The sequence below is a fragment of the Lonepinella sp. BR2271 genome (assembly GCF_051851515.1).
Taxonomy (GTDB): Bacteria; Pseudomonadota; Gammaproteobacteria; order Enterobacterales; family Pasteurellaceae; genus Lonepinella.
This window is the reverse complement of record NZ_JBPDVF010000005.1, coordinates 100103-121724: the sequence shown is the minus strand read 5'-3', so window position 1 is coordinate 121724 and position 21622 is coordinate 100103. Positions and strand designations below refer to the sequence as shown.

Genomic DNA, 21622 nt, shown 5'->3' with positions numbered 1-21622 from the left:
ATATATTATTGCTTTTTAATTTAATATGTTACCATCTTGATATATTCTTCCATTATTTTTAAGGTTTTGTGTTTTTCAGATGAACCTTTTTTAAATAATTCTCTATTTTCTTGACTTACATTGAATTTATCAAAAAGAGATATTATTTTACTATCTATAGTTTCTAAAGCTGTAATTACAGAATGGCTATATAATCTTTTATCTAAAATTTTCTCTAGATAATCACCTCTAATTTTTAAAACTTGCATAAATTGTTTTTCTGTTAAAGAATTCAATTTATTTTCTAGTTCTCTTCTAAAATTTCTTATATCTTCTGAAAATTCTTTATATCCTACTAATTCATCAGGATTTAAAGGCTGAATTAAATCTTTATAAGTGTAAGTCTTTCCCCTAAAAGTGCTTTTAATATTTTTCATTTCTTTGGTGACTTCAGCATAATAATATAATCTTGAACCATCTTGGTTGCAATAACTTACTTTAGGTTTAAACACATCTTGGCAACCATAAGCAAAAACATTTTGGGAAATTAAAAATAAAGAACCTACTAAAATTGTTTTGAGAAGTTTCATAATTTACTCCTTTTTATTATTTATTGTTTTGTATTATTAATAATTTGGATGTTATCGTAGATTAAAATAAATGGAAGATATTTTTTTAATTATTTACAAAAAAATTTGAAAATTAATTTAAAAATACATACCTTGTAAATATAATCAGGGAAAACACCCAAATCATCAACACTAAGTTATAACAGTTTGGTCTACGCCGTATTCTTATTCCGAATTTTTCCTATTAGTCAATTCGTTATATAAATCCAGAATAGATGGCATTGGTTTCGATTTAGCTTTGTCAGTTACTATTGATTTAGTATTAGTTACTATTGATTCAGTATATGTTTTAACAGTTTTTTCGAGTAGAATTTTTGTGTTTTTTATATCTTCATTTTCTACCTTAGAATTTATTTTATTTCTAAATATTGTTCTTGATATACAGATATTATCTTTAAATATTTTAAGATTTTCGGATTTTTGTTTAATTTCTTTAGCTAGGTTTTGGTCGTATAAAAATTTTTTAGAATATTTATTATTCCTTTCTTCAGCTTCAATTCTAATTGACTTAAAGGTTAAATAAACGTTAGCATTAACTATTCGATGTGTTATTTGTCTAAATCTTGCTAGAATATGTTCATTGGTTATATTGGGGTATTTTTTTTGTTTAGTACAAAGCTCTTTTAAAATATCATTTGAATCAATCGCAAAGCGAGAAAGTGCTTCTTCATAATCTTTTAATTCTCGAAGATAGTCTTTTTGATTTTTGATGCAATCCCTTCTAACTTTATATAAAAGACCACCAATGGATACAATAGATGGCAATTGTGTTAAGATTTCAGTAATATATGATGAAATTTCCATATGTTCTCCAATAAATGTATACAATAACAATATGTAACCAAGATTTTTTGCATTTTATCATTGTTTTTTTTTTTGCACAAGTTGCGATTGAAATATATACAAAATAAATTGATGAAGTGATAAGTGGTAGGGCGAAATGCCCTGCACTCACGTACAGGGCTAAGCATAGTGACGATGCTCCGCATTTGGTGTGATTTAGCTACGGCGTAGCGTGTTTATGCTTAGCACCGTACGTAAGTGCGGGGTTAATTTTCATCAATGATATTGTTGAAAAATGATGAAACCGATCTTATAATAAACCCAATCGCCTTAGAGCGCTAAATTTCGGCTTAGGTCGTAAAGGGAAGGACACTGTAAAAGGTGTCCTTTTTCTTTGGGAGTTATATGTAAGAGTGGAGAAAATTTACGATGACGTATATTCCTTCGCTCGCTCTTTCCATTCCTTACGAACGGCAATGGTATGTTTGCGTTTTTCTGCGGCTTTCGCCTTTATCTCTTGCTCTTTTTTCAGGATTTCGGGATCGTCTTCCATCGGAAACGGAAAGGCGGGGCGTTTGGCGAAATCTCGTACTTTGGACACGCATGGCGTGTTGCGGATAAAATCTAATAACAGGGTTTCTTTTTCCGCATTCGTTTTCGCACCGCTAGCAATAAAATTGTGATATGCCAAATAGTTATTTAAATATTTGGTGGCGACACATTTAAACCGATTTTCAATCATATTTTTTAATTTGGCGTGATAGCTACCCAGATAAGCTAAATGATAACCGTCTTGTTTATGTTTGCCTCTCGGAATGGCGTGGTGTTCTAGGTTGTTTTCTTTGGCAAATTTTTTGTAAATCGCTGCCGAATCGCTGACTAAAATCGAATTGGGTTTGATTTTGCCGTCTAACACGCTTTTTAATTGTTGGTAGCTGGTTCGCCCTGTATTGGCGGCTTTGGCAATGGAGCGGTTTAAACTCACTGCACAAACCACGGCCACTTTTTGGTCCGAGATCCCTCGTTTTCTCTGTGTTTCTTGTTTAGCAGCTTTGAGGATGGCTCGTTCTGCTTGTTGTTTGGCGAGATCTTCATCCGTTTCTTCATAAACCTTAAGCGGATCGCCATAATCTTTGTCATCTTCGGGAAAACAGGCCCTATGCGCACCTTTGCGTGAGATGTTGAAAAAAGTTTCATCCGCTTGCACAACGCCGTCTAGGGTGATATCTTCCATCATGTATTGCAAGGTGTCGAGAATTTTATGTCGCCACGCAAAGGCCGTGGCGAGACTAATGCCACAAATCGCTGCGGCGTCTCGCAATGTTTCTTTTTTAATCAAACAATGGATATATTCTTTCCATGTGGATAAATCCCGTTTACTGCCATACAAAATCGTCCCTGTATTTTCCACAAACGACTTGCCACAACCCCGACATAAATACCGCTGCGTTTTCGCCCCGCTGTCATCCGCACAATATTTAAAGCCATTTTTGACAAAATGGTCTGATTGACAATGGGGACAAGCCGTCACGGTTTTCGGGCTAGGTTTCGCCAAGGTGATTTTGGCAAACCGGACAAAAGACATTTTGTCGTATTCCGGCAACAGATGAAAACGGTGTTTTAAGGTGTTAAGTGGCGAATCAGCGTAATAGGACATTGTGTGAACCTTGTAGTGCGGTGGTTTTTAGGGGAATTTTACGGGATTTTGGGGCGTTGGGCAAGTGAGATACCCTGCACTCACGTGCAGGGTTAAGCATAGTAACGAAACTCCATATCTTGCGTGATCGAGCTACAGCGTAGCTAGACATGCGTCGCCCCGTACGTCAGTGCGGGATAATTTCCCCCATTTCCCACCGCACTATTCTTCCGTTGCCAACCGATTTAACGGGGCCGGCAAGGGTTCTGGTTCCCCCAAAAAGTGCGGTTTTTTTTCGGTCAGTAATTCCCATACCATTAAGAAGCGGGCGAAAATTTCACGAAAGCGGGTGAGGGTGTAGATATCGGGGTTGTCTGCGGCAAAACAGATGGCGTTGATATGGTGATATTGGGCAATAAATAAGGCTCGTTCGCAATGGAACGCCTGTGAGATGATAATCATGGGTTCCGCATGAAAGACTTCTTTGGCGCGAATAATGCTGTCGAGGGTGCGGAAACCGGCATAATCGGGGTATAAATATTGCGGGGCAATGCCCATTTTGATCAGATCCCGTCGCATGGTGCGGGGTTCGTTATATTGTAATGTACGGTTGTCCCCACTCAATAAAATATAGTCAATTTTTTCCGAATCAAATAAGGCTTTTGTGCTTTCTAAACGATAATTATAGAATTGATTTGGGGTGTTTTTGGTGACATATTTGGCGGTGCCTAATACCACGGCATAGGGGCGGTAAGGGGTGTCTTTGACATTGCGATAAATATCATGGCGGACTTTGTAGCCGACATATTGGTCGATAAGGATAAGCGTCGCAAGCGCAAGAAAAACCAAACTCACGACGGCATAAAAAAGCCGTTTGAGGGTTATTGGATTGAAATAACCTCGAACGTTGTGCTGTTGTTCCGTTAGCATGGCTTATCCTAAGTCGTCCCCCATTGCGGAGAATGGGGGAGTGGGTGGTGATTAAACAGCAAAAGGATCTTGCAAAATCATGGTTTGAACACGATCAGGGCCGGTGGACAGAATCGCCACAGGTACGCCAGTGACTTGTTCAATGCGTTTCACATAATCACGGGTAGCTTGCGGTAATTGATTAACATCCGTGACGCCGAAAGTATTTTCTTTCCAACCTGGCATGCTTTCATAAATTGGCTCAACGCCTTTCCAGTCTTTGGCAGAAAGGGGAGCGAAGTCCACGATTTCACCATTCGGTAATTTATAACCGACGCAGATTTTCACTTCATCAAAGCCATCCAGTACATCTAATTTGGTCATGCAGAAGCCTGAAATACTGTTAATTTGAATAGCACGACGCATGGCAACGGCGTCAAACCAACCACAACGGCGTGGGCGACCGGTGACTGCCCCAAATTCGTTGCCTTTGCGTGCAATTTCAGCGCCGACATCATCAAATAATTCCGTGGCAAATGGACCACCACCTACACGGGTGCAGTAGGCTTTGATAATGCCTAAAATATAATCTAAATTACGTGGGCCAAAACCGGCTCCCGTTGCCACGCCACCTGCGGTGGTGTTGGAGCTGGTGACGAATGGATAGGTGCCGTGGTCAATATCTAACATGGTGCCTTGTGCGCCCTCAAATAAAATATTGTCGCCATTTTTGCGAGCGGTATCTAATAGGGTGCTGATGTCTGCCACCATGCCAATTAATACGTCGGCAACGGCCATCACATCATCTAAGGTTTTTTGATAATCGACGGGTTCCGCTTTGTAGTAATGGACCAGTTGGAAATTATAGTAATCTAAAATAGTTTTCAGTTTTTCCGCAAATTTTTCACGGTTAAACAAATCACTGACACGTAAACCACGGCGCGCCACTTTATCTTCATAAGCGGGGCCGATACCACGGCCAGTGGTGCCAATTTTATTATTGCCTAAAGCTGCCTCACGGGCGTGATCCATTGCCACGTGATAAGGCAAGATTAATGGACAGGCTTCGGAAATCAATAAACGTTCACGCACTTTAATGCCACGGCTTTCTAATTCGCCCATTTCTTGCATTAAAGCAGACGGAGAAAGCACCACGCCGTTACCGATTAAGCAAGTGACGCCCTCACGTAAAATACCGCTTGGAATTAAACGTAACACGGTTTTCTCGCCATTGATAATTAAGGTATGACCTGCATTATGGCCGCCTTGATAGCGCACCACATATTTTACTCGGTCGGTTAATAAATCAACGATTTTGCCTTTTCCTTCGTCACCCCATTGGGCGCCGAGGACAACCACACTTTTTCCCATAATCATTTCCTGTTAGTGTTTAAAAAAATCAACCTAGATACTTTACTATTTTTTAGTTTAAAGCTCAATAAAAAAGCCTAATCCAGTGATTAGACTTTTTTAAAATTATTTCTTCGGTGCCTGCATATAGCGGAAAAATTCGCTATTTGGTTTCAAGATCATCATGTTATCCGAACCCGCAAAGCTGTTTTCATAGGCTTTTAGACTGCGTAAGAAACTGTAAAATTCGGTTTCATGTGCAAAGGCGTCAGAATATAATTTGGCTGCGGTAGCCTCGCCCTCACCTCGTAAGGTTTGTGCGGTTTTATTCGCATTGGCCGTAATTAACGTGACTTTACGATCCACATCCGCTTGAATAAAGGCAGCTTTTTCTTTCCCTTGTGAACGGTGTTCACGGGCAACGGCGTCACGTTCGGCACGCATACGTTGATAGATAGAGGAGGACACTTCATCCGGCAAATTAATTTGCTTAATTCGCACATCAATGACTTCGATCCCTAATTCTGCCGTGCTGTCTTGGCCTGTACTGAGGGATTTTTTTGCATCCGCCATTAATTCGCCTCGAGTGCCAGACACAATGTCTTTAATGGTGCGGGAACCAATTTCAGAACGCAAACGGTCGTTGACTTTACGGCGTAATAAATTCGAGGCTTGGGTGTAATCACCGCCGCCCGTGGTGGTGAAGAAACGGCCAAAATCGCTGATTCGCCATTTGACATAGGAATCCACTAAAAGGTCTTTTTTCTCCACGGTGACAAAACGATCCGCTTGGCCGTCTAAGGTTTTAATTCGAGCGTCAAGCAATTTCATGCTATCTAATACCGGCACTTTGAAGTGTAAACCCGGTGAATAGACTTTGACTTTGTTATCGACGTCACGTTGCACTTTGCCAAAACGTAACATAATGCCACGGCTGCCTTCTTGTACCACCACAAGGCTAGAATAAAGCACCAAAGCTAATACGATCACAATGGAAGTTAAATATTTACGCATTAGTTAAATCTCCCTTGGCGATTATTGTTGGTTGAGCTTGGCACGTTATAAACTGGCTGAGAATTCACCGCACTATTATTACTGCTACTGCTATTACTTGAGCTTGGAATGGTTTTCTCAAAACGTTGTACATCCGTTTCTGGCACGCTAGTTGGTTTCTGGCGTAATAACTGATCCATAGGTAACACGGTTAAATTATTGCCGGCATCCATCATCACTTTTGGCGTTTTGGCCATCAGATTTTCCATGGTTTGAATATATAAGCGTTCTTTTAATACCTCAGGCGCTGCCTTAAATTCCGGCAACAAACGTTGAAAACGTTCCACTTCCCCTTTGGCATCTAACACAATTTGTTCTTTATACGCCGTGGCCTCTTCTAAAATACGTTGCGCATTGCCTCGAGCGATTGGTTCACGTTCACGGGCATAGGCCTCAGCCTCACGAATATAACGCTGTTCATCTTCTTGTGCTTTAATGGCATCATCAAAGGCGTCTTTCACATCTTCCGGTGGGCGAGCAGACTGGAAGTTCACATCAATCACTTCTAAGCCCATATCATAAGGCTTAATGATCTCATTAAGGGCTTTCCATGTATCTTCACGCACCACGGAACGGCCAGTGGTTAAAATATTATCCATGGTCATGTGACCGACCACATAACGCAACGCACTGTCGGTGGCTTGGCCCAAGCTATCTTCCGCATTGGTCACGCTGAATAAGAATTTGGCCGGATCTTGCACACGATATTGCACGGTTAATTCAACTTTCACCATGTTTTCATCTTGCGTGAGCATGGAGCCTTGGGTTTTTAGCTCTTTAACTTGTTCAACATTCACCGGCAACACTTGATCCACAAAGGTCGGTTTCCAGTTTAACCCCGGTTGCACAATCGCATGCAGTTGACCAAAACGTGTTACTACGCCACGTTCAGCCTCTTTCACCGTATATAAACCGCTTAATCCCCACACCACGGCGCCAACCAGAACGGCAAGGGGCAATAATTTACCGACGTTAATTTCAGGTAATTTATTATTGGATGAATTATTTGAGCCATTACCTTTATTTTTGCCGGATAATTTTTTCAGCAAATTGGTAAAGGCCTCCTCTAAATCGGGCGGCGATTGCTCGTTATCTTGCGATTTTTTCGGTTCATCTGTGGGTTGATTAGTTGGCTTTTGCGCCGAGGAATTGCCTGAATTCGTTCCCGGTGCTGCCCAAGGATCTTGATCCTGTGCCATTCATATTCTCCAAGTAGTTAATTAAAATGAGTGATTAGCCACGCTGGGCATGTTTCATAATTCGATCTTTTTGAACTTTCCATTCACGATCTTTAATATCATCACGTTTATCGTGTAATTTTTTGCCTTTGGCCAAGCCAATTTTAATTTTCGCCCACGCATTTTTCCAATACAGCGACAAGGCCACAATGGTGAATCCATCACGATTTGCTTTACCAAATAGGCTATCTAATTCTCGTTTGCTTAACAATAATTTACGGGTTCGAGTAGGGTCGCACACAATATGCGTAGAGGCCACGCTTAAGGGTTGAATGGTGGCCCCAAATAAATAGGCCTCTCCATTGTTAAAAATCACATAGCTGTCACTAATATTGGCTTTGCCCGCACGCATGGATTTTACTTCCCAACCTTGCAGGGAAAGACCCGCCTCAATTTCTTCTTCAATAAAATATTCGTGTCTAGCCCGTTTATTTAACGCAATAGTATTGGAACCGACTTTATTTTTTTTCTTGGTCATAGTATTTCGTTGATTTCAAAAGATAAGACAATTCTACCTAATATCGGGGCAATGTACAAATAAACAAGGGGAATAATCAAGAAAAAGTGCGGTAAAAATTCGGCTAAATTTTTCACCGCACTTAAATGTCGCTTGAAAGGGGTTATTCTAAGTGACCACAAAAACGATAACCCTCACCATGAATGGTGGAGATGATTTCGGGTGTTCCCGCATGATCTTCAAAATGTTTACGAATGCGACGAATGGTGACATCCACGGTACGATCATTTTCTTTCAATTCACGGCCGGTCATTTTTTTCAATAATTCTTCACGGGTTTGAATTTTGCCGGGGTTTTGGCAGAAATGCACCATGGCACGAAATTCGCTACGTGGTAATTTGAGAATGTCGCCCTCTGGGTTAATCAACGCATGTTGATTGACATCTAACGTCCAACCATTGAAACGGTAGGTATCGACTTTCGGATCGTCTTTTTCCTCGCCCATGGTACGTTGTAACAAATTACGAGCCCGAATGGCTAATTCTCTTGGGTTAAACGGTTTGGTGATGTAATCATCCGCACCGATTTCTAGGCCGAGAATTTTATCCACTTCGTTATTACGACCGGTTAAAAACATCAGTGCCGTTTTGGTGTGTTCACGCAATTCACGGGCTAACATCAAGCCGTTTTTACCGGGTAAATTAATATCCATCACGATTAAATGGATTTCTTTGTTGGCGAGGATTTGTTGCATTTGATTACCGTCGCAAGCCTCAAAGGTATGATAACCTTCCGCTTGGAAAATACTTTTTAAGGTATTGCGCGTAATTGTTTCATCTTCAACGATAAGAATTTGTGGCGTAGCCATAGTTATGTGTCCTTCAAAAAACAAACATCACAAGCATGTGAAATAATAATCCGCTATTTTATAATTGTAACAATCTTGCAACAATAAAAATTTGCAATTAGTCACAAATTTTGTGATCTATGTCATAAAATTGAGGCTTATTTGGATGGAATTTCCGACAAACAATGGGGACAATTTAAAAAATGTTTTTCGCTATTTTCCGCCTCGCCTTGATGATGCACAATATAATGCCCCATTTTTTTCGCTTTGGTGTCTAAATAAGCGGTGTTGTAACGATTTTCCCCCACGTTTAATGGCACCCGTTCAACCACATTAATACCCGCTTTTTTCATGGTCTCAATTTTCGCCGGATTGTTGGTTAATAAGCGCACTTGATTAACGCCTAATAACGCAAAAATATCCGCACAAACCGCAAAATTACGTTCATCTGCGGCAAACCCCAAGGCTAAATTGGCCTCAATGGTATCCATGCCCTGATCTTGCAAGGCATAGGCCCGAATTTTGTTAATTAACCCAATGCCACGGCCTTCTTCTCGGTGATAAATCAACACGCCACGGCCCTCTTCGCTGATTTGACGCAAGGCGCTAGCGAGCTGAAAACCGCAATCGCATTTTAAACTATACAGCGTATCGCCGGTTAAACATTCGGAATGAATACGAGCCAACACCGGTTGACCATCTCGAATATCGCCCATCACCAAGGCCACATGTTCTTTTTTGCTCTCTGGAAATTCAAATCCGACAATCTTAAAAATACCAAATTCGGTCGGTAAATTGGCTTCAGTCACAAGCTGAATTTTCGCCATAAAATAAATCCTTATTTTGCTTTTAGTTTTCTAGTGATAAAATAGATTTTTCAATTACATTTCATTACATACTTTATTACATACTTTATTACATAGGACAGCCGCTATGCTAAAACGCCTTTCATTATATACTTTTTTACTTTGCCTTGTGCCATTTTTTGCGTGGATTTTTTCATGGCAATGGCAAGGTGATGGTGATTTAACCGCATTTGATCATATTTTATATGGGTTAACCGAAACGGGCAGCGTGCCTTATGCGGTGATAAGTTGTGCGGTGTTGGCCTTATGTTTTTTGCCACTTTTTTCCAGCAAATCAAAATGGATAAGTGCGGTGATCATTATGGCCATTTCGATGGTGATCACGCAAGGTATTAAAACCGCCGCCAAAACGGTGTTTGCCGAACCCCGTCCTTATGTCAGCGCCTTGGCTGAACAAAGCGGTGTGTCAACGGACTATTTTTATGATCAAACCCGTGAACAACGTGCGGTGATTGTCAGCCAATTTTATGCCAATAAAACTGAAACACCCGCTTGGTTAGTTCATCACCGTGAGCGAGAAACAGGCTATTCTTTCCCATCAGGCCATACGATTTTTTCCACCAGTTGGTTATTATTAGCGGTGGGCTTTACCCAACTTATGGGACGCTGTCGCCTTGCGTCTAAAGTGTTAGTGGTCGGCGTATTGTTGTGGTCGGTATTGATGTTGGTGAGCCGTTTACGTTTAGGCATGCACCATCCGATTGATTTATTGATTAGCACCTTGATTGCTTGGATTGTCCATGCCGTCATGTTCTTTTATCTTGAAAAGAAACAGATTTTTCAGCAAAATAGATTATTATTTGTCAAATAGTGCGGTGAAAAAAACAGGAGTTTTTTATGTTATATGGATTAGATATTGGCGGCACCAAAATTGAATTGGCGGCCTTTAATGCACAGTTAGAAAAACAATACAGCGAACGCATTGAAACCCCGAAAGACAGCTATCAACAATGGTTGCAAGCGATTGTGGATTTAGTGAATCGGGCAGATCAAAAATTCGGCGAAAAAGGCACGGTAGGCTTGGGCTTACCGGGTTTTGTTAATCGTGAAACAGGGTTAGCGGAAATTACCAATATTCGAGTGGCCGACAATAAGCCGATTTTGCAAGATTTGTCGGCATTATTAGGGCGAGAAGTGCGAGCGGAAAATGATGCCAACTGCTTTGCCTTATCGGAGGCGTGGGACAGCGAAAATCAGCACTATCCTTTTGTGTTAGGTTTAATTTTAGGCACGGGTTTTGGTGGCGGCTTAGTGTTTAACGGCAAAGTGCATTCTGGCAAAGTGGGCATGGCGGGCGAATTAGGCCATTTGCAATTAAACTATCACGCCTTAAAATTGCTCGGTTGGGACAAAGCCCCGATTTATCGCTGTGGTTGTGGCAATCAAGCCTGTTTAGATACTTATTTATCGGGTCGTGGTTTTGAATTGTTATATCATGATTTAAAAGGTGAACAGTTATCAGCCAAAGACATTATTGAGCGCTTTTATGCCAAGGATAAAACCGCGGTGGAATTTGTGGATCTTTTTGTGGAACTCGCAGCGATTTCGATTGGCAATATTATCACCGCATTCGATCCGCACTTAATTGTTCTTGGTGGCGGGTTGTCTAATTTTGATTATCTTTATGAGGCCTTACCAAACGCCTTACCTGCTCATTTAATGCGAAGTGCTAAAGTGCCTGTGATTAAAAAAGCCAAATATGGTGATTCAGGTGGCGTGCGTGGGGCAGCGGCGTTGTTTTTATAAGATTTGTAACGGGGAAAATCCTATATAAAAAAGCCTTAACTGTCATAAGTTAAGGCTTTTTGTGATTATTATTGCTAATCAATTATTGATTTAATTTTTCACAACCGCGTTTATTCCCTGCTTCACAGGCTTTTTTAAACCATTCTTTAGCCGTAGCTTCATTTTTTTCTACCCCTTGGCCTAAACGGTACATATTACCCAGATTTGCTTGAGCAACGTCATTTCCTTTTTCGGCTGATTGACGGTAATATTCTACTGCTTTAGTATCACTTTGTGGCACGCCATAACCACGTTCATAGAGATAACCAAGATTTCCTAATGCGGTTGCATTTCCTTGCTCTGCTGCTTTGCTATACCATTCAAAGGCTTTAGCATAATCTTGTTTTACGCCACGACCTTTATCATATAGCCAACCAATGGTATTTTGTGCTCTAGCATGACCTTGATTAGCAGATTTGAGTAACCATTCAAAGGCTTTGCTGTCACTTTGTGCTACGCCATGACCGTCTAAGTACAAATAACCAATATTCGCCTGTGCGTATTCATTATTTTGAGCGGCGGCTTTGATATACCATTTTAAGGCTTCATTGTAATCTTGGCTAACGCCATGCCCTTGCTGGTATAAAGCACCAATATTATTGAATGCTAGAGGCTCGTTAAGTGCCGCACCTTTTTGATACCATTCCATTGCTTTGGCATAGTTTTTTTCTACCCCATAACCTTCATTATACATCCAACCAATATTAACAGGTGCGTATTTTTCTCCTTTCGCTGCTGCTTTTTGAAATAAGGCTAGGGCTTTACTGTAATCTTGTGTTACGCCTAATCCATCTAAGTAAGCATAACCTAAATGAAGCAATCCATAAGGATGTTCTTGATTAGCCGAAAGGGTTAATAATTCTATTGCTTTCGTGTAATTTTTGGGTACGCTAAGTCCATCTCGGTAAGATACAGCTAAACCAGCCTGCCCACCTGCATGTCCCTGATTCGCTGATTTGGTAAACCATTCCAATGCCTTTTGGTCATCTTTAGGAAATTGAACGCCTGAACGATAAAATCTACCCAACTGATACTGCGCTTCTGCGTCGCCTTGATTGGCTAACGCCAAATATTGCTCTAAACTTTTTTCAACTTGTGGTTGCTGTTGGGCTTTTAATTGTTCGACTTGTTGTTGCACGCTATCGGTGGCACAAGCGGTTAAGCCCGCTCCGATTCCGAATAACATTGGCATAATTAAGGCAAGTTTTTTTAATTTCATGTTATTTAACATGGTTAACTCCTATTAAATGGATATGTGGTTGCATTTTATGCAGAAGATAAGAATTATTCATCATTGAAAAATGAATGAAATAATGTTAGCACTGTTTTATTCGGGATACAATGACCTTTTATTCATCCCTCCAATTCTCATTTTTCCACCCGAATTTTTACCCCCACACTTTCCTGCTGTAAAGCCTGTTTAATCCGTGCGGTTTCCACGCAAACCATGGTTTGATAACCCGTTTCTGACATACTGCTCGTCGGTTTATGCCATGGATTCCATACCACAATGTCGGAGGCATTTTGATGTTCAACCGTAATCGTACGTTGATGGGCCTGATCTTCAATAATCGTTGCGCCTTGTTGAGCGGAATAAATACAATCCACATTTTCCCCAATGGTACGTGGTGATGGCACAGTTTCTTGTTGTTTTGTCAATGAGTTAAAGGTTGTGGTTGGTAAATTGTGTAATTGTACCTGTTGAATATCGCCCACATTAAAATAACTATGTAACGCTAATTGCGCATTCTCTTGCGAATAATTGGTAAAAATGAGTTCGCATTGTTCAGAAAATAACATTTGAATTGTGGCAATCAGCGTTTTATCTTCTGCGAACAAAGAGAATGTCAAACTTACTTGATTCGGGCTGATTTCATGCGTTGTTAAATCCCACAAATGGGTGCGAGCAAACCCATGGGCAGGTGTGCCGTTATTACCAAACCACGGAAAGCAAATCGGCACGCCACCACGAATGGCTGAACCCTGTTTAAATGGTTCAATCTCGCTTAACCAAAACACATCTTGTTTAGTATGAGCAGGTTGCCAACTGAATAAATGGGCGCCTTGCAAAGCAATTTTTGCCGTGCCAACATTGTGGTTTACTTCCAATACGGGAATGTCATTATAGTGATAAAGGCTGAGTTCATGGCTGATAGATTGGACGAAAGTGCGGTGCATAATGTTTCCTTTTTTTGATGGATGTAAATAAATATTGTATTGATCTTGTAGGGGCGTATTGCATACGCCCAAGACAGATCGAGCAAAAGGGCGTATGCAATACGCCCCTACAATTACATCACAAATATAATCAATACAAAAACTGAATATTTGACAATATTATCCCTGATTTTGGCTTATTTTGCACTTTCTTCTTTTTTAATGCCCGCCTCTTTAATCAACGCTTTGGCCTCATCTAATTCGGCTTTACTGTTTAGCGTGACTTTCGGTGGATTGAGGCTATCCAATGGCACTAAGTAGCCCACGGGTGAGACCGCTTTTGCATTGGTTGGCCATTCTGCAGAGGTCGACACATAGACTTCCTGTCCTTCTTTACTGGTTAAGAAATCTAAGAATTGTTGGGCCTCTTTGGCTTGTTTTGTGGCTTTTAACACCGCTGCGCCTGAAAATACCAAGGTAGAATCCGCATCCGCATTACGCATATAATGGATTTTCGCTTGCACATTTTCTTGCCCTTTTTCTTTGTATAAACGCTCTAAATAATATTGATTAATGATCGCCACGCCTAACTCGCCCGCGTCCACTTTTTTCAAGGCATCTAAATGCCCGTTAATGGATTGTCCGTTGGCTTTAAGGGATTTCAAAAAGGCTTTAGTGGCCTCTACGCCGTGTAATTTTTGGTATACTGCCACTTGCTCAACTAATGCACCAGAGGCAGGGTGATAAGAGAAATTGCCTTTCCATTTTGGATCATTGACCATTTCTGTCCAAGACGTTGGCAAGTCTTTTTCCGCAATTTTAGTCGGATTATAAGCTAACACACGACCACGCACGCCAATCGTCACAAAATCTTTGTTCGGGGCCGGTGGCACATTGTCGCTTTTCACATTGTTTAATGCGGTTTCACTCACAGGCGCAAGTAAGCCTGCATCACTTAAGGTTAAGAATAAATTAGCCCCCTCGGCAATAAAAATATCGGCAGAGGATTTATTGCCTTCTTCTTTTAATTGGTTAACGAAGTCCGAACCTTTGCCCGCTTTTAACTCAACTTTAATGCCGGTTTTCTCACTAAATAATTGCGCCGCTTTTTCAACCCCTGTATTTTTCGGTTGACCGTTATACACCAAAAGATCGGCCATGGCGACATTGGATAACATCAAGCCAGCCGCAGCAAAACCCGTTAAAATCGCATTTTTTTTCAGTAATTTTTTCATTGTAATACCTTCCTCATGAATGTGAAATTTTATTTACCACGTTATTTGACCACAAAGTAGTCCGCTTTAGATTAAACTAAATAAGAATTATTTTCAATAATTTTAGCGAACGGGTGAGAATAAAATTGCCTTTTTGTTCACTCAAAATGATACAATACCGCCAAAGGAATAACGAACTAAATAAACATGCAGCCATCCGACATTATCCAAATTTTCTCTGAAACTGGGGCCTTAAGCCAACAGATTAGCGGTTTTCGTCCTCGTCAAGAACAGTTGGATATGGCAACTGCGGTGGAAAAAACGATCAAAAATCGCACCGCACTTGTGGTCGAGGCGGGGACAGGTACAGGCAAAACCTTTGCCTATCTTGCCCCTGCATTGTTGGCGAAAAAGAAAACGATTATTTCCACAGGTTCAAAAAATCTACAAGATCAACTGTTTAAACGAGATTTACCCGCCATTAAACAAGCCTTAAATTACACAGGCAAAATCGCCTTACTGAAAGGACGTGCCAATTATCTTTGTTTGGAACGGATGGAACAGGTGAAATACATGGGCTTGGTGGGGGATAAATCCATTTTGGTGGATTTAAGCAAAGTGCAAAAATGGCAAATTGCCACCAAAACAGGGGATTTGTCGGAATGTAGCACGTTAGCAGAAGACAGCCCAATTTTACCGCAGTTAGTCAGTTCCACGGATAGCTGTTTAGGTACGGATTGTCCCCATTATGCCGATTGTTATGTGGCATTGGCTCGCAAAAAAGCCTTGGCGGCGGATTTGGTGGTGGTGAATCATCATTTATTTTGTGCCGATATGGCGGTGAAAGAAAGCGGTTTTGCGGAACTCATTCCCGATGCGGAAGTGATTATTTTTGATGAGGCCCATCAACTGCCAGACATTGCCAGTCAATATTTCGGGCAATCGCTGACGTCACGTCAACTATTTGATATTTGTAAAGATTTGCAAATTGTCTATCGTACCGAAGTGAAAGATATGCAACAGTTGGGGGTGGCAAGCGATCATCTGCAAAAAATGGTGCAAGATTTTCGCCTGTTGCTTGGTGAGGGTAATCAGCGAGGGAATTGGCGGGATTTATTGCGACAAACTGCGGTGCAAAAAGGGCTAGAAATTTTACAAGAAAAATTGGATTTTACCGCCGAAGTGGTAAAACTGGCTTTAGGGCGTTCGCAAACCTTAGACAGCATTTTTGATCGTATTAACGCCGTAAAAACACAGCTCACCCGCCTAGCTGATACCCGTATTACCGGCTATTGCTATTGGTATGAAACCTTTAACCGTCAATTTGGCTTACATATCACGCCGTTGACCGTCGCTGATAAATTTGGAGAACAACTGGCCAATCAAAAAGCCGCATGGATTTTCACCTCCGCCACCCTTGAAGTGGGTGGCAGTTTCAACCATTTTTGCCAACGTTTAGGCATTCAACAGGCCGATCAAAAAGTGCTACAAAGCCCCTTTAATTACCCCGAACAAGCCATGTTATGCGTGCCACGCTATTTACCAAGTAGCAACCAAAAACACACCCTACAACAGCTCGCAGAAATGTTATTACCGGTGATTGAAGCGAACAAAGGGCGTTGTTTTGTGCTTTGCACCTCTTATTTTATGATGAAAGGCTTAGCGGAATATTTTCGAGAAAACAGCACACTGTCGATTTTATTACAAGGCGAAATGGCCAAAGCCAAATTGCTCGATCATTTTATTCACGAACCGCACAGCGTATTGGTCGCCACCTCCAGTTTTTGGGAGGGCGTGGACGTGCGGGGGGACGCCTTATCATTAGTCATTATTGACAAATTACCGTTCACCTCACCTGACGAACCTTTACTCAAAGCCCGTATTGAAGATTGTAAGTTACAGGGTGGCGAACCCTTTAATGATTTACAAATCCCAGAAGCTGTAATTGCCTTAAAACAAGGGGTAGGGCGCTTAATTCGGGATGTGACAGACCGTGGCGTGGTGATTATTTGTGACAGTCGATTGGTCAATCGTCCTTATGGCGAAACCTTTTTGAAAAGTTTGCCAAATGCCAAAAGAACGCGAGATTTAGGCAAGGTGGTAGAATTTTTAAAAGTATTGCAGAATTAACTATTTTTAAAAATACACAATTTCTGTTTTATCTTGTAAATGAACAGAACGAATAGAAAGTTTACTTAGAATAACAAGCCCACATCAAATGTGGGCTTAAAATGGAATTGTTAGTTTTTTTGATGTCTGCCATCTGCTAGGCTTTGATGATCCTAGATTGGTTTCAAATTTTTTTGATGCTTGCCATCTGCTAGACCTTTATATTCTAGATTGGTTTCAGATTGATGATGTGCTAACCCACATTTACGTTTTAAAGGAACGTTACCTTGTTTCTTATGATAATGGAAGTCGGGGATAAGTCAAGATGTTTATGCGTATTTTATTCACAAAATAGTGAGATCCTTTCCCCCCGCTCCCGATCCCATTTATTCCAATAATCTCACAAAATACTGTTTTTTTTTACAGATAATATGGCATAATTTTCCCAAGTGATATGGGGATTTTTGATCCTTTTTCACGACCTCTCTTTTTTATCTAACAACAGGATGTCCCTATGAAAATGAAAAAAAACTTTTTTATCAGCCTTGGTGCAGCCATTGTGCTGGCTGGTGTGAGTAGCATGACTTATGCTATTGAAAATATTGAGCTGAATTATCCAAAAGATTTACAGACAAAGGATTATTACAGCAAAAATCCTGACAAAGCCAAAGAGGTGTTGGCTCAGTGTAAACCCATTGCTCAACGCGAGTACAAGTCAATAGAAAAGCAAGCGGATCAAATTGAAGATAAATTTAAAGACAAAGACTTTAGTTTCGGGGATTTGAATTATTTTGAAATGCAGAATGCCTATCAAGTCTTTGCTGAAAATTGTGCCAATGCAGGTTTGGGTTTACTGACGCTTGAATTGCCAATGCCAACGACTTTTGATGAAAAAACCTCGGACTATGATGTTTTTAAACAATTTTATGGCGAAAAATTAGAGTTGAAAGTTCCTTTCGTTCTTCTCATTCATAATTCTTCTCTCTTTTTTTACCAAGAGCTTTATAGCGACAAATTGGATCGTTTCTATCAGAAATATCGTATAGCTCAGAACGAATTTGAGCGAGCCAACCTAAGAAAACAAGTGTCTGCCAAGGTTGAACAAGAAATAGCCCCTTTTAAAGATTTAAATTGGCAACAGGGCATTGCTAAATTGATTAGCGTTCTAATGAAACCTAATGACAGATCTTTTTCGCTAGATTATTGGGTAGAAACAGAGGAGTCAGAGTTAAATACCTTGGACTACGTTTTAAATCATACCGATTTTAGTGGCTCAACCCGTATAGATGACAGAATCCGCAATAATGTTAGGCATCATCTTTATAATAAATTCTATTTCACTGGGCTAAAAGAATTATTGGCGAAACCATATCTTGAGTTAATTAAAGATACTTCCTATTGCCAAACTGACAGACGACCATCTTCGGCTTGTTCTGTGTATAACAAAGCCGTGGAAAAACAGCAAAATCAACTCATTGAGAATTATATGAAAGATTTTGATAGCTTGAAAAAAGACTACAATCAATGCGTTGCTCAATTTGAAGCCCATTATCAATCTCTGAATGTGGACAAAAAAGCCGAAACCATTCCAAGGGAGGCTTACGACAGTATTGTCAATAAAGAAAAAGAAATTTTTCAATCGTATCCTTGTGATTTGGCACAACAGGCATTGCAAAATCTCAAATTGGGCTTTAGCCATATTGATAAATTAGATTAACTTTTAGCACAACTTTTAGAACAACAGGATGTAAATTATGTTAAATAAACGACAAAAACCATTGATTGTATCAATGCTGACAGCCCTTGGCTTATCTGCTTGTGGTGGTGATGAAACGAATATCCATTTTGGACTGCCACAAATTGTTGAAACCCCAGACTATTATTTGCAACATTTTGATGAACGCAGTGCGACACTCAAATTTTGTACATATACACTCACTGGAATTCCTGAAACTAGCTATAAGTATAGCCTGTTCTTTCCTCAAGGAACTTCAGAAGAAACAGCGAAAGAAATATTTACTCAACAATTTAAATCACAACTGGAAAAAGTGGATCAAAATTGTGCGAATGCCGTGAGTGCGGAAATGAGTTTTGAACAAGATCCTGTGAAATATGTGGAACAGGAGATTAAATCAGGTATGAAAACAGATGAACTATGTGGTTATTATGATTCGTCTCGTTCTATTTTAGAGGCGTTATTTAATCGGCGTGAAAAAATAGTCATAGAAAATAGCAAAATGCTTAACGCATTTTCCCAATCTCAATTAGATCCAACACAACTTTATCAACAATGTGTTGCCAAGATTGAAGAAGTCAAAAAAGGGGGGCAAATTGAAAATGAATATGGCTATATAGAGGTAAACAAAAGATCAGTGGTAACCAAGTTATTAAATCAAGAACGGCAGAAATATGCCGATTTGCCTTGGCAACAAGCGGTGCGGAATTTAATCACTGATTTTCATAAAAATTACGAAAGTTTTGATTTTAGAATTAGCCCATTAGAAAGCACCGTGGAAGAAAAAGTTTTGAGTGGGATTCGTGAAGATGAAACCACAACAGCTTCCGAACAAAAATTGTGGGAAAGATATATTGATGATATTCAAGACGCATTATATCGGGATTACGCTTTCAAAGGCATTGAAGAAATGCGCCAAAAATCCTTTAAAGAATTGGCATTGGACAATAGCTATTGCAAAACGGACAGACGTAAATATTCGGTGTGTAGTTTGTATTGGGTAGTGCTAAACGAAAAGCAAGAGCAAGCCGTACAAGACTATACCGCGAATTTTGACAGCCTGAAAAAAGACTATAACGAGCAATGTGTGGCGAAAATGACCGCCTTTTTAAGCGAAAAAGGCATTAATAAAGATGATATGTCAAGAGAACAATATAACGCTGTGAAAGACAAAGAAAAACAAATCTTTGATAACTTCCCTTGTTCTACTGCTGAAAAAGCCTTGCAAACATTGCAATTAAATTACAGCCATTATGAGCCGTTAAATTAACGCCAACAGGGGCGGAATATCCGCCCCATTTTTAACCTTGTTTTTGAGAATTGATTATGGAAAAGTTTAAAAAATTTATTGAAGCATTTATGCAATCCGACACCTTTAAGAAGTTATTGGAAAAAATAAAAGGCATATTTTCACCGTTCGTGCAAAAAATTCAACAAAGCGAAAAAACGAACCATTTGCTAAGCAAAATGTTATCTTGGGTCAGTCAGCATAAATTGGTAAGTACGGTGGTGGCTTGTGTGGTGGTTGCACCGACGTTTATTGGTGGAACAGTGGATATGCCGAAAGAGTGTAAGGGGATTAAGATGATCTACGACTCAGTTGAGAGTACACCTATTAGAGCAATAACCCATCAAGTATATATGTTTCCAGGTTTATGGAAATTGGTTGACGAAGAAGATCCTATTTATGCGTTGGCTAATCGTATTTCAGCCTACAAAAGGCATTATGACTACGATATTTTAAATAAACTTTTTCAATCCAAATATGCTAAATTAGCCAAAGTTTCACAAGAATCCGCAGATAATTTTGTGGAAAGTATTAAAAAAGATTGTGAGCGTGATTTATCAAGACGATAAAAGCACGTTACGGGGAAACTTTTTAAAAGGTTTCCCGAATGTGAAGTGGGTGAGAGATTGGGGGGATGTTGTTTTTTTTACATATTATGTGTCATAATTTTTTCAAGTGATATGAGGATTTTCGATCCTTTTTTATGGTCTTGCTTTAATTATCAAAGGAGTATTTATGTTTAGATTGATTATGCGTTATCTTTTACCTTTTCTATTAAAACAAATTTCTCAACGTGTTGATTTACCGCCGACGGTGGCGAATGTGATTAATAGCACGTTGAAAACGAATTTTAATCAAAGGAATAATACCAGTGGTTTTGATCTCGCTAATATTAATGAGAAAACGAGCAGAAAAACGCTGTTGAACTTGTTATTTAATGCGAAATCAGAAGACGAGGCCGATTACCTCCGTAAAATTCTAAAAGAACAGAGTCTTAAAAAAGTGAAAAATAAGTATTTACTCTATATTTTGGCCGCTGGTGCCGTTGCTATATATCCATTCTTCTTAATTGGTCAACAAGATTGGTGGATAATCGCTTTCATAACTTGGGGTGTTGCCTATATCTTGTATCAACAATCACGTAAATTAGCGTTTCAATCTCATATATGTGAATATTGTGCGGAAGTTGCACCTATATCCGACTATAAGCAACTGTCCTCTATCTACAAAGGTTCCCAACAGGGATATTCTTCACAGCAACGTTACCGTGGGACATATTATGGCTATCATGAGTATACAACGGATGTCTATCAACATAAGACAGATTATTATGACAAAATTTGTCAATGCCCTTGTTGTGGGTTTAAACAGGTCATTGGAATGGTAACAACGAGTTCAAGACGGGTTTAAGGCGGGTTTTTTACCCAATACAAAGCAGACTAGGGATTGAGAGAATATTGTTGATTTCTGTTTCTTTCCTAATCTATTTAAAATGAGTAAGTTCATTGTGCTAGGATTAGAAAATGATAGTATATGGTATTTTATGTTTTTTTACCGTATACGCATAATCATTTTTTAAGTGATATA

General features: G+C 39.8%; 19 protein-coding genes and 1 pseudogene. 7 read left to right on the top strand and 13 right to left on the bottom strand.

Annotated features, from left to right (window positions below; genetic code table 11):
- Nucleotides 1–20 precede the first annotated feature (20 nt).
- From ACTG7X_RS06005 to ribA, 10 genes and pseudogenes are all read right to left on the bottom strand, one after another.
- Nucleotides 21–569 (bottom strand): hypothetical protein, encoded by a 549-nt coding sequence (locus tag ACTG7X_RS06005; protein ID WP_439257624.1) that lies wholly within the window; start codon nucleotides 567–569, stop codon nucleotides 21–23.
- A gap of 204 nt (nucleotides 570–773) precedes the next feature.
- Entirely contained in the window at nucleotides 774–1412 is a 639-nt protein-coding gene (locus tag ACTG7X_RS06000; protein ID WP_439257623.1) for a hypothetical protein, read from the bottom strand.
- A gap of 538 nt (nucleotides 1413–1950) precedes the next feature.
- A pseudogene (locus tag ACTG7X_RS05995) lies at nucleotides 1951–3048 on the bottom strand (IS1595 family transposase); the annotation flags it as partial.
- Nucleotides 3049–3249: 201 nt separating this feature from the next.
- Nucleotides 3250–3957, bottom strand: coding sequence for a SanA/YdcF family protein (locus ACTG7X_RS05990; RefSeq protein ID WP_439257622.1), 708 nt, complete (start codon nucleotides 3955–3957; stop codon nucleotides 3250–3252).
- Nucleotides 3958–4008: 51 nt separating this feature from the next.
- A complete protein-coding gene (locus tag ACTG7X_RS05985) occupies nucleotides 4009–5307 on the bottom strand; it encodes an adenylosuccinate synthase (RefSeq protein ID WP_439257621.1) in 1299 nt (432 codons plus the stop codon).
- Between the two features lie 105 nt (nucleotides 5308–5412).
- Nucleotides 5413–6300, bottom strand: a complete 888-nt coding sequence (hflC, locus tag ACTG7X_RS05980; protein ID WP_439241801.1) for a protease modulator HflC — start codon at nucleotides 6298–6300, stop codon at nucleotides 5413–5415.
- Nucleotides 6300–7538, bottom strand: coding sequence for an FtsH protease activity modulator HflK (hflK, locus tag ACTG7X_RS05975; protein WP_439257620.1), 1239 nt, complete (start codon nucleotides 7536–7538; stop codon nucleotides 6300–6302). The genes hflC and hflK overlap by 1 nt, the downstream gene beginning before the upstream one ends.
- 34 nt (nucleotides 7539–7572) lie before the next feature.
- The gene (smpB, locus tag ACTG7X_RS05970) at nucleotides 7573–8055 is read right to left on the bottom strand and encodes an SsrA-binding protein SmpB (protein WP_439241796.1); all 483 of its coding nucleotides are present in this window, start codon (nucleotides 8053–8055) and stop codon (nucleotides 7573–7575) included.
- A 142-nt stretch (nucleotides 8056–8197) separates the two neighbouring features.
- Nucleotides 8198–8902, bottom strand: coding sequence for a two-component system response regulator ArcA (gene arcA / locus ACTG7X_RS05965; protein ID WP_439257619.1), 705 nt, complete (start codon nucleotides 8900–8902; stop codon nucleotides 8198–8200).
- 137 nt (nucleotides 8903–9039) lie between these two features.
- Nucleotides 9040–9708, bottom strand: a complete 669-nt coding sequence (ribA, locus tag ACTG7X_RS05960) for a GTP cyclohydrolase II (RefSeq protein WP_439241791.1) — start codon at nucleotides 9706–9708, stop codon at nucleotides 9040–9042.
- A 106-nt stretch (nucleotides 9709–9814) separates the two neighbouring features.
- On the opposite strand from ribA, the gene ACTG7X_RS05955 reads away from it, so the two are divergent.
- Both ACTG7X_RS05955 and nagK read left to right on the top strand, forming a co-directional pair.
- On the top strand, nucleotides 9815–10558 hold the full coding sequence (locus ACTG7X_RS05955) for a phosphatase PAP2 family protein (RefSeq protein WP_439257618.1): 744 nt from the start codon (nucleotides 9815–9817) through the stop codon (nucleotides 10556–10558).
- Between the two features lie 26 nt (nucleotides 10559–10584).
- Nucleotides 10585–11493: an N-acetylglucosamine kinase gene (gene nagK, locus ACTG7X_RS05950; RefSeq protein ID WP_439257617.1), complete on the top strand. Its 909-nt coding sequence runs from the start codon at nucleotides 10585–10587 to the stop codon at nucleotides 11491–11493.
- Between the two features lie 82 nt (nucleotides 11494–11575).
- On the opposite strand, the gene ACTG7X_RS05945 is transcribed toward nagK, so the two are convergent.
- The 3 genes from ACTG7X_RS05945 to ACTG7X_RS05935 all read right to left on the bottom strand — a co-directional run bounded on the left by ACTG7X_RS05945 (nucleotide 11576) and on the right by ACTG7X_RS05935 (nucleotide 14924).
- Nucleotides 11576–12763, bottom strand: coding sequence for a tetratricopeptide repeat protein (locus ACTG7X_RS05945; RefSeq protein ID WP_439257616.1), 1188 nt, complete (start codon nucleotides 12761–12763; stop codon nucleotides 11576–11578).
- A 137-nt stretch (nucleotides 12764–12900) separates the two neighbouring features.
- Entirely contained in the window at nucleotides 12901–13710 is an 810-nt protein-coding gene (locus tag ACTG7X_RS05940; protein ID WP_439257615.1) for a D-hexose-6-phosphate mutarotase, read from the bottom strand.
- Nucleotides 13711–13886: 176 nt separating this feature from the next.
- On the bottom strand, nucleotides 13887–14924 hold the full coding sequence (locus tag ACTG7X_RS05935) for an extracellular solute-binding protein (protein WP_439257614.1): 1038 nt from the start codon (nucleotides 14922–14924) through the stop codon (nucleotides 13887–13889).
- 186 nt (nucleotides 14925–15110) lie between these two features.
- Between ACTG7X_RS05935 and ACTG7X_RS05930 the strand changes: the two genes are divergently transcribed.
- The 5 genes from ACTG7X_RS05930 (at nucleotide 15111) to ACTG7X_RS05910 (ending at nucleotide 21445) form a co-directional block, all read left to right on the top strand.
- Entirely contained in the window at nucleotides 15111–17033 is a 1923-nt protein-coding gene (locus ACTG7X_RS05930) for an ATP-dependent DNA helicase (protein WP_439257613.1), read from the top strand.
- Between the two features lie 493 nt (nucleotides 17034–17526).
- Nucleotides 17527–18729, top strand: coding sequence for a hypothetical protein (locus ACTG7X_RS05925; protein ID WP_439257612.1), 1203 nt, complete (start codon nucleotides 17527–17529; stop codon nucleotides 18727–18729).
- Nucleotides 18730–18766: 37 nt separating this feature from the next.
- Complete coding sequence (locus ACTG7X_RS05920) at nucleotides 18767–20017, top strand: hypothetical protein (protein WP_439257611.1); 1251 nt, start codon at nucleotides 18767–18769, stop codon at nucleotides 20015–20017.
- Nucleotides 20018–20073: 56 nt separating this feature from the next.
- The gene (locus ACTG7X_RS05915) at nucleotides 20074–20604 is read left to right on the top strand and encodes a hypothetical protein (RefSeq protein ID WP_439257610.1); all 531 of its coding nucleotides are present in this window, start codon (nucleotides 20074–20076) and stop codon (nucleotides 20602–20604) included.
- A gap of 166 nt (nucleotides 20605–20770) precedes the next feature.
- The gene (locus ACTG7X_RS05910; protein ID WP_439257609.1) at nucleotides 20771–21445 is read left to right on the top strand and encodes a hypothetical protein; all 675 of its coding nucleotides are present in this window, start codon (nucleotides 20771–20773) and stop codon (nucleotides 21443–21445) included.
- The last annotated feature ends 177 nt before the right edge of the window (nucleotides 21446–21622 follow it).